Below are 13,677 nucleotides of genomic sequence, written 5' to 3'. Positions count from 1 at the left end.
GGACAGCCGGCGGTCAGCCCAAGTTCGAGTTGACTTCCTGGATGAAGCCCTTGGCCGCATCCCGTGGTGAGATCTTGCCGAACAGGACATCCGTATTGAACCTGTTCAGGACTTCCATGGTGGCCGAGGAACCTGCGGGGAACGGCAGCGGCGGTTCGATGTCCATCTCCGCGATGCGGTCCAGGTACTCCGCTTCCTTCTGCTGGGATTCCTTCAGGAGGGGAGTGATGGCCGCCTTGAGCTCGGTGTTGGCCGGCATGCCCCGGTCACTCTTGATCTTGGTGGCAGCGTCCACGTTGTTCACCAGGTAATTGATGAAGAGGGCGGCTTCCTTGGGGTGCGCGGACTTGGAGGAGATGGCGTACTCCATGGAGGAGCGCAGCCACGCGCCGGGTGTCTTGCTTTCGCCCGGCATCTTCATCATGACCAGCGGTGAGCCGGAGTAGGAGTTCATCTGGTTGCTCCAGGAGATCTTCATGCCCTGCTTGCCCTGGCCCATGAGCGTCATTTCGGGCTGGGCAGAGCCGTCCTCCACGGTCTGTGAGGCGGACGGGGCGCCGCCGGTGTCCATGAGCTTCTTGTTGAGCTCGAACCACTCGGTGGCAGTGTCCTCGCTGATGCCCAGCTTCTTGCCGTCATCGGTGTAGAGCTCCTCGCCGCTCTGGCGTGCCCATACCGCCAGGAAGGAGTCGTTGGACATGGGGGTGGTGCCGAAGGTTCCCGCCGGGGAGTTCTTGGTGATGTCAGCGGCGATCTGCGCGTAATCGTCCCAGGTCCAGGTTTCGTCGTCGGGCAGCTCAACGCCTGCTGCCTCGAAGACCTTGGGGTCGATCACCATGGACATGGAGTTCACGCCTGCGGTGATGGTGTACTGCTTGCCGTCGATCTTGCCCAGGTCCACCGTGCCTTCGGCGAACTTGGAGGTGTCGATCTGGTCCTTGACGTCGTCCAGGTCCAGCAGCACGCCCCGGCTGGCGTATTCGCTGGGGTAGGCGCCGCTCATGGCGAAGACGTCCGGGGTGGTGCCGCCGGCGATCTGGGTGGCCATCTTGTCCCAGTAGGAGCTGAACTCGGTGTTCTCGCCCTGCACCTTGATGGTGGGGTTCGCGGCCTCGAAGTCCTTGATGACCTCCAGGGTGGTCTTGGCACGGGAATCGTTCCCCCACCAGGCGAAACGGATGGTGACGGGATCCTCGACCGTCCCGACTTTCCCGGCCTCTGCGTTGCTGCCGCAACCCGTAAGTACCATGGCGAGGGCAGCTGTTGCGCCTGCAACCCCCATGACTGATTTCCGGAGACGTAACCGCATTGTCCTGCCCCTTAGGTGTTGTGGTTTCATTCGTAGTGACCTGTATAACAGAAAGCGTTTTCTCAAAAACTAACAAAGGGCTATACAGGAGTCAAGAAACCGTTTACTTTGGTACGGAGCCGCTTTTCAATCCGCACCTCCGCGGTGGTGGGAACCGCCGAATCTACGGCGGCCAACCACCGGCCGCGGGAGCGCACCTATCGCCCAGGCGATACCAGGAACGTGGAGGCCACGATGACCAAAGGAGACCACATGGCCGCTAAGCACATACCCAGGGCGCTGCGCCCGGCTGGAATGCCGGCAGCAGCGGGCCTGATGACACGAACGGGACGGCAACAGTGAGCGCCATCAGCGAACTCAGCTCCATCACCCGGCGCAAGGGCAAAGCCACCGCCGCGGAGAAGAAGGCCAACGGCCGGGACAACAAGGCAGCGTATATCTTCCTGCTGCCGTGGCTGGTGGGCCTCGTGGCCATCACCATCGGCCCCATGGTCATGTCCCTGTATCTGTCCTTCACGGACTACAACCTGCTCCAGCCGCCGGAATGGGTCGGGCTGGACAACTTCACCCGGATGCTCAGTGACGCACGCCTGCATAACTCCCTCGGCGTGACCTTCACCTATGTATTTGTTGGTGTGCCGCTCCAGCTCGCCGTGGCGCTCCTGATCGCCCTGGTCCTGGACAAAGGCCTGCGCGGCCTGCCGTTCTACCGCTCAGTGTTCTATCTGCCGTCCCTCCTGGGCGGTTCGGTGGCAGTCGCTATTCTCTGGAAGCAGATCTTCGGCACCACGGGCCTGGTGAACCAGGTCCTGGCCATGTTCGGCATCCAGGGTCCGGGGTGGATCTCAGACCCCAGCACGGCGCTCGGCTCCATCATCCTGCTCCACGTCTGGACCTTCGGCGCCCCCATGATCATCTTCCTGGCCGGCCTCCGGCAGATCCCGCACATGTATTACGAGGCGGCAAGGGTTGACGGCGCCACCACCCTCCAGCAGTTCTGGCGGATCACGCTGCCGATGCTGAGCCCGATCATCTTCTTCAACCTGGTCCTGCAGATCATCGGATCCTTCCAGTCGTTCACCCAGGCGTTCATCGTCTCGGGCGGCAACGGCGGCCCCTCGGACTCCACGATGTTCTTCACGCTGTACCTCTACCAAAAGGGCTTCGGCCAGTTCGACATGGGCTACGCGTCAGCCATGGCGTGGGTCCTGCTGGTGATCATCGGTGTATTCACCGCCATTAACTTCATCGCTTCTAAGTATTGGGTTTTCTATGACGACTAAGCTGGAGACGCTGCCCACCCCGGACAAGAAGTCCGGAGGCGCCGGCAAGCCTACGAACCACCGCAAGCCCCGCGAGTCCCGCGGCACGCTGGCCTTCAGCCGGGCCCAGCGCGGAAAATCCCTGATGAAGCACGGCATCCTGATCCTTGCCGGCGGCCTGATGATCTACCCGCTGCTCTGGATGGTTGTTTCATCGCTACGCCCCAACGAGCTGATCTTCCGCGAACCGGGGCTCTGGCTCAACAGCCTGGAGATGAGCAACTACACCTCCGGCTGGTCTGCCCTGACCCACCCCTTCGGCCACTACATGATCAACTCGGCGATTGTGGTCATCGGCTCCATCCTGGGCAACCTGATCTCATGCTCCATGGCGGCCTACGCCTTCGCCCGGCTGCAGTTCACTGCCAAGAAGCTGCTGTTCGGCATCATGCTGCTCACCATCATGCTGCCGTTCCACGTGGTGATTGTTCCGCAGTACATCCTGTTCTCGCAGATCGGCTGGGTTAACACCTTCTGGCCACTGATCGTGCCGAAGCTGCTGGCCACCGAAGCGTTCTTCGTCTTCCTGATGGTGCAGTTCATCCGCGGCATTCCGCGGGAACTTGATGAGGCTGCGAGGATCGACGGCGCGGGCCACCCTCGCATCTTCCTGCGGGTCATCCTGCCGCTGATGGTGCCGGCCCTGGCCACCACCACCATCTTCACGTTCATCTGGACCTGGAACGACTTCTTCGGCGCCCTGATCTACCTGACGGACCCGGACATGTTCACCGTTCCGGTGGCGCTGAGGGCTTTCGTCGACTCGCAGTCAGCCACGAGCTGGGGATCCCTGTTTGCGATGTCCATCGTCTCGCTCCTGCCGGTCTTCCTGGTGTTCCTCTTCGGCCAGCGCTTCCTCATCAAGGGAATCGCAACCACCGGCATCAAATAGATCCAGCTCCTGGACTCATGCGCTGCCGGCCAGCAGGCCTGCGCACCAACCGAACGGCCCGTCCTTGTGGCGGGCCGTTTGGCTGTCCGGAAGCGTGGTGTTGGAAACTGTGCCGCGCCGGAACATGCCGTCCAGGACCGCGCCGGGCTGTAACGTCTCCCGCAGAAAGTGGACGTCCGGAACTGTTGGCCAAACATCTTGTAGTACAAGTCACCTACTTGTACTATTACATCTAGAAAGCGCTTACGCGTTTCATCCCTGTTCCCCAGTGCGTTAGTCCACAGCACCTAGATCAAAGAAGATCGGAGTTACCAGTGCAGCTTTTTTCCCGCCCTGCGTCTGCTGCCCGGCAACCGGCAGAGTCGCGTTCCCCCGGCGCAGCACGCCGCATCCGCAAGACGGGCATCGTCGCGGCGGCTGCCGCCGTCGTTATGGCCCTCAGTGCCTGCGGCGGAGGATCATCCCCACAGAATGCCGATGGACCCGTTGAGCTGCGGTTCTCCTGGTGGGGTGGCGACAAGCGCGCCCAGCTGACCCAGGAAGCCATCAAGCAGTTCGAGGCTGAGAACCCGAACATCAAGATCAAGCCGGAGTTTGGCGACTGGAGCGGCTACTGGGACAAGCTGGCAACCCAGGTTGCCGCCAACGACGCCCCGGACATCATCCAGATGGACGAGAAGTACATTACCGAATACTCCAGCCGCGGTGCCCTGCTTGACCTGTCCAAGTACGAGATCGACACCTCCAAGCTTGACGAGGCCGCACTGAACGCGGGCAAGAGCGAGGACGGCCTGACCGGCATCGCGGCCGGCATCAACGCGGCCACTATCCTGGCTAACCCCGCGGTGTTTGAGGCCGCAGGTGTGGCGATGCCGGACGACTCCACGTGGACCTGGGAGGACTTCGAGAAAACCGCCTCCGAAGTGACGGCCAAGTCCCCGAAGGGCACTTATGGTGCCGCCGCGTACGGTACGGACGAGGCATCCCTGGGTGTCTGGCTCCGCCAGAACGGCAAGTCGCTGTACACCTCCGACGGCAAGCTGGGCTTCGAGCCCAGTGACATTTCCGAATGGTGGGCGTTCTTGAAGCAGCTCAGCGAGAACAAGGCAGTTCCCACGGCCTCCGAGGTGGTTGAAGCCGAGGCTGCCCCGCTGGACCAGAGCGGACTCGCCACCGGCAAGAATGCCATGGCTTTCTGGTGGTCCAACCAGGCCCCGGCTTTGGAGAAGGCTTCCGGCAGTGACCTGAAGATCCTGCGGTTCCCCACGAAGACCGGGTCTTCCGCTGATGCAGAGCTTTGGTACAAGGCTTCGCAGTTCTGGTCAGCCTCCTCACGCACCAAGCACCCCGAGGAGACCGCCAAGTTCATCGACTTCCTGGCCAACAACGTCAAGGCCGGCGAGGCCCTCCTTGCAGACCGCGGTGTCTACCCGAACTCAGAGGTCCGTGCAGCCATCGAGTCCAAGCTGACCCCGGCCGATGTCAAGGTGGTCAAATTCATCGATCAGATCAAGGATGAACTCGGCGAGGCACCCGCTCCGCCGCCGAAGGGCGCCGGCGCAATCCAGGAAATCATCAAGCGGTACACCTCCGAGGTTCTCTTCGAACGGCTTTCCACCGATGAAGCAGGCAAGAAGGCCTACGACGAGATGAAGTCGGCAATCAGCAGTTAGTCCTCACACCGCCAACACGGCTCCGGACAGTTTGGGTGGAAGCCTCCTCCACTCCCAGCGTCCGACGGCGGGTGGCAGCTCCGTCCCGGCAGGAACCTCGGGTTCCTTCCGGGACGGAGCTGTTTAAGGCTGTGGGTCTAAAGCTGCAGCGGCAGGACTACGGCGGTGCAGCCGGTACGGCCTCGAGCCCGCGCTGTACAACCAGGGATCGGTACGGAACAACGCGGCCGAGGACCTGGACACCGTGCTTCTTCGGGCTGGGACACACTGCCCTTTCCCGCATGGTGGATCCGGGGTCGCCGCGGCCCGGGCCAGGCGCGGTCCGCGGAGCCATGTCACGTGCTGTGCCCGTGGCCGAGGTACTTGCAGTACCGGCTGGTGGGCCCGAAGGGTGCATCCCGGCCACCCCATGGCTCATCGCCGGTGTTCCGGGTGGTGGCGGGGCGGTGGAGTGGTAGGTGTGGCCGGTGGGGGTTTTTAGTTCCACCGTGTGTCGTGGTCCAGGGACCGGTCTGGCTGAGAATCCGGGTGTTTCTTTGGTGTGGTTGCAGGCTTCGCAGAGGCCTTGGCCGTTGGTGCTGGTGGTGGGCCCGTTCTGGTGCCAGGGGATGATGTGGTCGTGGTGGCGGATGGGTGCATCGCAGTAGGGGATGCGGCAGGTGTCGTCGCGGACCTGGAGGAACCGGCGGAGCCCGGGAGGGAAGAGCCGGGCTTTCGAATCCATGGCGAGGAGTTCGCCGGTGCCGGGGGCTGTGAAGACCCGGCGGAGCCAAACATCAGTACCGCTGCCAGCCCTGAGGTCCGTCTCCGGAGCGCCGGCGCTGTCCGCTGGTCCCGTGCCGGGTCGTTCTTGCTGCCCGAGGATGGTTTGCCGTGCCCAGTGGGCGGGGACGATGCCGTAGCCTGCCAGGCGGGCGGGTTCGCTGTCGGCCTGGAAGAGGGTGCGGTCGGTCATGACGAGCTGGACTTCGATGCTGCTGATCCCGGCCGGGGTGCCAGTGATGCGCTGCACCAGTTCATCGGCCATGGCCGCGCCCCTGGAACGGTCATCACCGTTTGATCGGGCGGTGTCGGCGTGGCGGGTGAGGGCGGCGTACACGGCGACGCCCTGCGCGACCGGGAGCAGGGCGCTCAGGCGGGCCATGGTGTCCGGCGCCGGGCGGAGCGTCACGGTCCGGTCGTTCACCGCCTGATTGGCTCGTCTGGCTACGGAGTGCGGGTCGCGCCGGTACGCGGCGGCCCGGACCGCGGCAAGGATGGCCCGGTCCCCGGCGCCGGCCAGTGAACCTGTACCGGAGAGGGTGCCGGTGTCGGCGGCGAGTTCCTCATCCACCGCGCACCGGTCTTCGGCGGACAGGCATGCTGTTTCCTTCACGATGAGGGTGGCGCGCCATTCGTTCAGCTGCCCGGACTGCAGGGCGGCCAGGGTGTGGGGCATCTCGGTGGTGAGGGCTTTGGCCAGGCCCAGGAGCCGGCCGCCGCGGGCCGGGGACTCCCGGCGCGCCAACGCGACCTGCGCGGCAACACCGGCGCCCTGTTCCTTGGCCGGGACACCGGCCGCGGCCTGCTCCCTCCGCTGGGAGAGATCGAAAGCCACAGCGATCCGGGCCTGTTTCGCAGCCGCCAGCGATTTCAGGTCTTCAAGCTCCCGCACCTGATCAATCATCCCGGGGCCGTCAGCCGCGACCGGAACCGACAACAGGGAACGGGAGACGTCAGCGATCGAGGGCAGGTCCGCAGAAGTCATGGTGCCAGAGTCAAGGCGCCCGGAGGCCGCCGGCGAGGGACGAGTGACAGACACATCAGGCCGGCGCCCTGCCTGCCCCGCCCCCAAAACCCCAGCCGTTTCCATAACCCAACTCTGCCAAAGACCACCGACAATAACGCGTCCCCAATCCCCTATGTGGAAAACTTTGGCAGCGCTGCGTACCCCAGCACACCGCCGGCCAAAGCACATCTACCTAATGCCCCACTCCAGTAATCTGGACCTCCCCTCTTTAGCGCTGCTGCAGGATACGGCGCCCCTCAGAGACGTAAAATTGTCCTACTGGGAGGTGCGAACTGGCGTCAGCGTCGCCTGCCATTGGTGGCATGCACACCGCCATAAACTGGGAATCGGTGGCTTCATATTTGCAGCGTTTGCACTGAAAGAATCCCAATATCAGCAAGAATAATCAGCCGGATTCGGCCATCTCTTGAGTGGCGAGGACAGCACACCTTTGATGCTGCCGCCGCTCGCCCAATGTGAAAGGCGCAGCCCAAACCGAGTGCTGCGGCCGGGTGGTTTTGGGGGACTTTAGAAGTTTCCGAAGCACGCAGGACCGGTGAGTGCCGATCCGCCAATTCCTTTAATCGCTGCCTTTCGGCATGAGGCCAAAGGCATCTGCGGAAAGTATGAAAAATGAAGCTATCACTCCGCCGCGTCCTGGCTCTGTTCGCTGCACTACTCATCGCCGTCGCAACGGGCATGACAGCGGCACAGGCCGCAACAAACTTCGACAACGCTCCCCAGGGAGCCCACTACACGAAGGGCTCTGCCGAACCCGTCTGTACCCTCGATGAACTCACTGTAACCTGCACCGGCACGGAGATTGCGGGCGTCGGGAACACCAACGCGACGGTGACCCTGGCCGTCACCAGCACATTCACGGGCGAGTGCCAAAACCCAGGTTCGAAGGACAAAGTCGTCGACCCGTTCACGGAATCCGACACGAATACAACCAGCGAGGTGGTCACCTCAACAAAGAACGGCAGGCTGAAGGTCCCGGCGCAGTCCGAAACCGGAGAGAGCTCGGAGGAATTCCTGGCCGATTTCTCTTGCCCGAACCCGAACTGGACTCCCGTTGTCTCTGGCGTGGCCCTCAGCTACATCTATACGCTGACCTTCGCGGGGTTCACCGAGCCGGCCATCAGGATCACGGGTTAGTCGACACTTGAGTGAGGTAGGGGATAACCCCTGCCCAGCTGCCCCTGACAATTCGCAGCTTCTCAAATCTGCGGACGGCACGCCCCGGAGGATACATTCTGTGGCCTTCGGGGCTTACCCATGCCTGGCGACCTACCGAGTAGCCGACTCAGTCCTCCGCGATCACCGCAACGCTGCCTGCTTCCACGGTGCCGGTGAACCGCTCGCCGGAGAGCACGTCCGTGCCGGATGCCCGCACTGTGGCCGCTGCCCGGGTGTGGTTGATGGCGAACAGGAAGCTGCCGCCGTCGGCCGAGCGCCGGCGGGCCAGCTCGACTCCCGCGTCGGCCTCGGCGACGGGGGAGACCCCCGATTCCGCCAGCAGCCGGTCCACCAGGGACTCGATCCCGTCACGGTCGGGGAACGTGGCCAGGTACCACGCGGCGCCGGTTCCCACTGCCCGCCGGGTCAGGGAGGGAACGCCCTCCAGGGGGTACACGGTGAACGTCTGGAGTGCCTCCGCGCCGTCAAGGTGCACGTGCTCGCTCCAGATGGAGGACACTGTGCCGTCGCTCAGCTTCAGCTGCGATCCGGCCAGCAGCGGATGGAATTCCTCAACGCGTACGCCCAGGAGTTCCCGGAATGCCCCCGGGTAGCCGCCCAGCCGCACGTGGTCCCTCTCATCAGTAATCCCGCTGAAGTAGCTGACAAGGACGGTCGCCCCGCCGGCAGCGGCAGCGGCAATGTTGGCGGCAGCCTCATCCGTCACCGAATACAGCGTGCAGACGAGGACCAAGCCGTAGCCGTCCAGCGACGCCGACGGGTGCACCATGTCCACTGAAACGCCCCGCAGGTACAGTGACCGGTGGAAGGCCCGCAGTAGGTCCAGGTACCGCACGTCAATGCTCGGCTTGGAATCGATTTCGCTGGCCCACCAGGCCTCGTAGTCGAACACGATGGCCGCGCGGGACTCGACCCGCGAACCGCGGACCGGTGCCAGCAGCTGGAGTGCAGCGCCCAGGTCCACCACCTCGCGCCACACCCGGGTGTCCCGGCCGCCGTGGGGAACCATGGCCGAGTGGAACTTCTCCGAGCCCGCAAAGCTCTGCCGCCACTGGAAGAACATCACCGCGTCCGCGCCGCGAGCCACATGCGCCAGCGAGTTCCGCAGCATTTCGCCGGGCATCTTGGGCTGGTTGCGCGGCTGCCAGTTAACGGCCGACGTCGAATGCTCCATCAGGATCCACGGGTCACCTCCCGCAATGCCACGCGTGAGGTCCGCGCTGAACGCGAGTTCGATGTGCCGTTCGGGATCTTCCGCCACCAGGTAGTGGTCGTTGGCGATGACATCCAGGTCCTTGGCCCAGCCGAAGTAGTCCATGGATTTGGTGGCGCTGGAAGCCATCAGGTTGGTGGTGCAGGGGACTGCGGGGGTGACTTCCCGGAGGACGGCAACCAGGCTGCGGTAGTAGTCCATCAGCGCCCAGGAGTTGAAGCGCTGGAAGTCCAGCTGCTGGCCGGGGTTAAGCGTGGACGGTGCAGCACCGGGAGGAAGGATCTCCTCAAAGGAGCCGTAGTGCTGCGACCAGAACGCTGTTCCCCAGGCGGCGTTGAGTGCATCGATGGTCCCGTACCGCCGCTTGAGCCACAGGCGGAACGCGGCAGCATCTTCCTCGCCGTAGAACTCCGAAACGTGGCAGCCCAGCTCGTTGTCCACGTGCCACAGCGCCAGGGCGGGGTGGTCCTTGTACCGTTCCGCCAGCACGCGCGTGATACCGGCCGCGTACTTCCGGTACACGGACGACGACGGCGTGTAGTGCCGCCGTGACCCCGGTCCCAGCGTGGTGCCGTCAGCCGTGACCGGCAAGATTTCCGGATGCCTCCGCACCAGCCATGCCGGGGGAGCAGCGGTGGCGGTGGCCAGCGCGACCTTGACGCCGATGCCGTGCAGGTTGTCCAGCACGTCGTCGAGCCAGCCGAAGTCGTACTGGCCCTCAGCCGGCTCAAGCAGGGCCCACGAGAAGATGCCGACGCTGAGGAAGTTCACTCCGGCCTCCTGCATCAGCTCCAGGTCCTCCAGCCTGACGCTGACCGGCCACTGCTCCGGGTTGTAGTCGCCACCGAAAGCAATGCCCTCGATGTTGTTCCAAACGCTGGCCGCGCCGGGGTTCGCCTGGTGGGTCATGGGACTCCTTTGTCTGCGGTGTGGATGATCACGCGGCGGAAACCAGCCGCTTGGAAAACGCTTGCCCATTTGCGGGAATAGGGATATTGTATCGTTTCAGAAGCCGTGTAAGCCAGCTCACTACTTTGGTTGTAGTTGAGGTCGGGGATTGCACACACTGAGCAAGGAGGCTCCCATGATCAACAGAAGGCATTTCCTCACCACCGTGGCCGTCGGCACCGCATCTGCCGCAGCTTTGGCCGCGTGTGGAACGGGATCCGGCACCAGCGCTGGAGAGACGGGCTCCGCGGAGAACCCGGTCACCATCAACTACACCTGGTGGGGCAACGATGACCGCGCCGAGCGCACCCGCAAGGCGATCGCCCTGTTCGAGGAGAAGAATCCGGACATCAAGGTCAACGGCAACTTCACGGACTTTGCCGGCTACTGGCAGAAGCGCGCCACCGAGGCCGCCGGCGGCGGCCTGCCCGACGTCATGCAGTGGGACCTCTCCTACCTGCGTGACTACGGCCAGCGCAACCAGCTCCTGGACCTGGGCACCGTGAACATCAACACGGACGCCTTCGAGAAGTCCCTCCTGCCCTCCGGCCAGATCCGCGGCAAGACCTACGGCATCCCCACCAGCACCAACGCGTTCGCTGTGTACTACGACCCCGCCAAGCTCGCTTCCCTGGGCATCGCCGAACCGGACGGCTCCTGGACCTACAAGGAATTCAATGAGTTCCTGGCCGAGGTGGGTGCCAAGAGCAACGGCGAGATCTTCGGCAGCACGGACTACACCGGCGTCTGGTGGATGTTCAACATCTGGCTCCGGCAGAACAACATCGAAGCCTTCACCGAGGACGGCAAGCTGGGCTTCACCAAGGACGACCTGAAGAAGTGGTGGAACCAGACCGCCGCCCTGCGCGGCACCCCGGCCATCGTCTCCGAAGAGCGTGTCACCCAGCTCGCGCCCAAGTCCCCGTTCGGCTCCAACGTCACCGCCACCGAAGTCACCTGGGACAACTTCATGGCCGGCTACCTGGCGGACAGCGGCGCGAAGGAACTCAAGCTTGCACCGGTCCCCTCGGACGACCCGGACAACCTGGGCCTGTTCCTGAAGCCGTCCATGCTGATGGTGGCCAGCGCCAAGACCAAGTTCAAGGATGCTGCTGCCCGCTTCATCGACTTCATGGTCAACGACCCCGAGGTGGGCCAGATCTTCAAGACCTCCCGCGGTGTTCCGGCCTCCAAGACCCAGCGCGACGGGACCACCTTCGAAGGTACGGACAAGCTCGTGGTGGATTACGAGAAGTCCATCGAGCAGTACCTCAAGGACGCTCCGGAGCCGCCGATCGTCGGTTTCGGCACGCTCGAGGCCTCCTTCAAGCGCGTTGCCTCGGACCTCAACTACGGCAAGCTCACCATCGACGGCGCCGCCGACGCGTGGTTCAAGGAAGCCGAAGACCTCATCAAGCAGAACGCCTGACCAGGCACCTTGCCTGCCAAAGCCTTCATGACTGACGGAATGAACTCGTGACCCAAAGCCCAACACTGAGCAGGCGCTCGTCGTCGTCCGCTTCCCCGCTGCCGCGCAAGTCGCGGCAGCGCGGGGCGGACGCCCGCGCCGGCTACACCTTCCTGCTGCCCTGGCTGCTGGGATTCATCGCCCTCACTGTTGGGCCCATGATTTCCTCGCTCTACCTCTCCTTCACCAACTACAACCTGTTCGAGCCGCCCAAGTGGATCGGCCTGGACAACTACACCACCCTCTTCCAGGACGAACGGTTCCTGCAGTCGGTGGGCGTGACGGTCTCCTACGTGGTCTTCGGCACCCCTCTTAAGCTTGCCGCGGCACTGGCAGTGGCCATGCTGCTGAACAGCAAGCGGCGCGGCCAGGGCTTCTACCGCTCCGCGTTCTACGCCCCGTCCCTGATCGGCGCATCAGTCTCCATCGCGATCGTCTGGAAAGCCATGTTCGGCGATGCCGGCCCGGTGGACCAGGGCCTCTCCTTCTTCGGGATCAACCTGGGCGGCTGGGTAGGCAACCCGGCCATGACCATGCCGATGTTCATCCTGCTGACCGTATGGCAGTTCGGCGCCCCGATGGTGATCTTCCTCGCCGGCCTGAAACAGATCCCGGCGGACCTCTACGAAGCGGCGTCCATGGACGGCGCCGGCCCGGTGCGGAAGTTCTTCAACATCACCTGGCCCATGCTCTCCCCGGTGATCTTCTTCAACCTGCTCATGGAAACCATCCACGCGTTCCAGATCTTCGCTTCGGCGTACATCATCTCCAACGGTGAAGGCGGCCCTGCCGGATCCACCCTTTTCTACACCCTCTACCTGTACCTGCGGGGCTTCAGCGACTTCCGGATGGGCTACGCCTCGGCCATGGCCTGGCTCCTGGTGATCGTCGTCGGCATCATCACCCTGATCTTCTTCCGCACGTCCAAGTCCTGGGTCCACTACAGCGGTGATGCAAAATGACAAGCACGGCAACCCCCACCCAGACCCTGCCGGACGCAGAACTGGCGCATTACAATCCCAAGTCCGAGTCGGCCGGGACCAAGCGCGCCAAGAGCACCGTCTTCCACCTGGTGGCCCTCGCCCTCACGGCGGTGGTCCTGTACCCGGGCCTGTGGATGATCGCCTCGGCCTTCAAGCCCAACGCCGAAATTGGCGGCTCCAACACCTCGCTGTGGTCCAACAACTTCAGCTTCGACAACTTCGTCACGGCCATGGACGGCATCGGCGGGGTATCCACCCTGCAGTTCTTCACCAACTCACTCATCCTGGCCATCGGTGCCGTGGTGGGAACCATCCTCTCGGCGTCCGTGTCGGCGTACGCGTTCGCCAGGATCAAGTTCCCCGGCCGCAGCATCTTCTTCGGCATGATGATCGCCACCCTGCTCCTGCCCTTCCACGTGGTGATCATCCCGCAGTACATCGTGTTCCAGCAGCTGGGCCTGGTGGACACCTACGTGCCGCTGCTGATCGGCAAGTTCCTCGCCGCCGACGCGTTCTTCGTGTTCCTCATGGTCCAGTTCATGCGCAACCTCCCGGCCGAACTGGACGAAGCAGCACGCATCGACGGCGCAGGCCACGTCCGGATCTTCACCTCCATCATGCTCCCGCTGATGAAGCCGGCCCTGATTTCGACGTCCATCTTCTCCTTCATCTGGAGCTGGAACGACTTCCTGGGCCCGCTGCTCTACCTCAACACCCCGGACAAGTACCCCCTGCCGCTGGCCCTGCGCCTCTTCGTGGACCAGACCCAGTCCTCGGACTACGGCGCCATGATCGCCATGTCCGTCCTGGCCCTGCTGCCGGTGCTGATCTTCTTCCTGGTGTTCCAGCGGTACATTGTTGAAGGCGTCTCCACCCAGGGCCTCAAGGGCTGACGGAAAAC

At 63.6% G+C, this 13,677-nt stretch carries 10 protein-coding genes; 7 read left to right on the top strand and 3 right to left on the bottom strand.

Going from position 1 to position 13,677, the window contains the following annotated elements; translation table 11 throughout:
* Positions 1–13: 13 nt before the first annotated feature.
* On the bottom strand, positions 14–1,309 hold the full coding sequence (locus tag AC4BCK_RS16610) for an ABC transporter substrate-binding protein (RefSeq protein WP_363959353.1): 1,296 nt from the start codon (positions 1,307–1,309) through the stop codon (positions 14–16).
* A gap of 338 nt (positions 1,310–1,647) precedes the next feature.
* Here AC4BCK_RS16610 and AC4BCK_RS16605 point away from each other — a divergent pair, with 338 nt between their 5' ends.
* The 3 genes from AC4BCK_RS16605 to AC4BCK_RS16595 all read left to right on the top strand — a co-directional run bounded on the left by AC4BCK_RS16605 (position 1,648) and on the right by AC4BCK_RS16595 (position 5,196).
* Complete coding sequence (locus AC4BCK_RS16605) at positions 1,648–2,592, top strand: carbohydrate ABC transporter permease (protein ID WP_251422783.1); 945 nt, start codon at positions 1,648–1,650, stop codon at positions 2,590–2,592.
* Complete coding sequence (locus tag AC4BCK_RS16600; protein WP_102975962.1) at positions 2,582–3,523, top strand: carbohydrate ABC transporter permease; 942 nt, start codon at positions 2,582–2,584, stop codon at positions 3,521–3,523. Before AC4BCK_RS16605 ends, AC4BCK_RS16600 begins: the two co-directional genes overlap by 11 nt.
* A 314-nt stretch (positions 3,524–3,837) precedes the next feature.
* Positions 3,838–5,196, top strand: coding sequence for an ABC transporter substrate-binding protein (locus tag AC4BCK_RS16595; RefSeq protein ID WP_490566217.1), 1,359 nt, complete (start codon positions 3,838–3,840; stop codon positions 5,194–5,196).
* Between the two features lie 157 nt (positions 5,197–5,353).
* On the opposite strand, the gene AC4BCK_RS16590 is transcribed toward AC4BCK_RS16595, so the two are convergent.
* A complete protein-coding gene (locus AC4BCK_RS16590; RefSeq protein WP_490566216.1) occupies positions 5,354–6,943 on the bottom strand; it encodes an HNH endonuclease in 1,590 nt (529 codons plus the stop codon).
* A 654-nt stretch (positions 6,944–7,597) separates the two neighbouring features.
* On the opposite strand from AC4BCK_RS16590, the gene AC4BCK_RS16585 reads away from it, so the two are divergent.
* A complete protein-coding gene (locus AC4BCK_RS16585) occupies positions 7,598–8,122 on the top strand; it encodes a hypothetical protein (RefSeq protein WP_377086879.1) in 525 nt (174 codons plus the stop codon).
* A gap of 148 nt (positions 8,123–8,270) precedes the next feature.
* Here AC4BCK_RS16585 and AC4BCK_RS16580 read toward each other — a convergent pair whose 3' ends face one another.
* Entirely contained in the window at positions 8,271–10,286 is a 2,016-nt protein-coding gene (locus AC4BCK_RS16580; RefSeq protein WP_490566215.1) for a beta-galactosidase, read from the bottom strand.
* A gap of 175 nt (positions 10,287–10,461) precedes the next feature.
* Here AC4BCK_RS16580 and AC4BCK_RS16575 point away from each other — a divergent pair, with 175 nt between their 5' ends.
* Genes AC4BCK_RS16575 through AC4BCK_RS16565 form a run of 3 tightly spaced genes read left to right on the top strand, consistent with a single transcriptional unit; the run spans position 10,462 to position 13,669 of the window.
* Positions 10,462–11,754, top strand: a complete 1,293-nt coding sequence (locus tag AC4BCK_RS16575) for an ABC transporter substrate-binding protein (protein ID WP_174181907.1) — start codon at positions 10,462–10,464, stop codon at positions 11,752–11,754.
* Positions 11,755–11,801: 47 nt separating this feature from the next.
* Positions 11,802–12,755: a carbohydrate ABC transporter permease gene (locus tag AC4BCK_RS16570; RefSeq protein ID WP_174181905.1), complete on the top strand. Its 954-nt coding sequence runs from the start codon at positions 11,802–11,804 to the stop codon at positions 12,753–12,755.
* Positions 12,752–13,669, top strand: coding sequence for a carbohydrate ABC transporter permease (locus AC4BCK_RS16565; RefSeq protein WP_174181903.1), 918 nt, complete (start codon positions 12,752–12,754; stop codon positions 13,667–13,669). Before AC4BCK_RS16570 ends, AC4BCK_RS16565 begins: the two co-directional genes overlap by 4 nt.
* Positions 13,670–13,677 lie beyond the last annotated feature (8 nt).

The organism is Pseudarthrobacter sp. As-47 (assembly GCF_058215595.1).
Note: the sequence above shows the minus strand (reverse complement) of the source record. Positions and strands in the feature narration are given on the sequence as shown.

Bases quoted from the DNA above. Each gene is read 5' to 3' on its own strand.
- AC4BCK_RS16610 (WP_363959353.1), bottom strand. From the start codon at position 1,309: ATGCGGTTACGTCTCCGGAAATCAGTCATGGGGGTTGCAGGCGCAACA.
- AC4BCK_RS16600 (WP_102975962.1), top strand. From the start codon at position 2,582: ATGACGACTAAGCTGGAGACGCTGCCCACCCCGGACAAGAAGTCCGGA.
- AC4BCK_RS16590 (WP_490566216.1), bottom strand. From the start codon at position 6,943: ATGACTTCTGCGGACCTGCCCTCGATCGCTGACGTCTCCCGTTCCCTG.
- AC4BCK_RS16585 (WP_377086879.1), top strand. From the start codon at position 7,598: ATGAAGCTATCACTCCGCCGCGTCCTGGCTCTGTTCGCTGCACTACTC.
- AC4BCK_RS16580 (WP_490566215.1), bottom strand. From the start codon at position 10,286: ATGACCCACCAGGCGAACCCCGGCGCGGCCAGCGTTTGGAACAACATC.
- AC4BCK_RS16575 (WP_174181907.1), top strand. From the start codon at position 10,462: ATGATCAACAGAAGGCATTTCCTCACCACCGTGGCCGTCGGCACCGCA.
- AC4BCK_RS16565 (WP_174181903.1), top strand. From the start codon at position 12,752: ATGACAAGCACGGCAACCCCCACCCAGACCCTGCCGGACGCAGAACTG.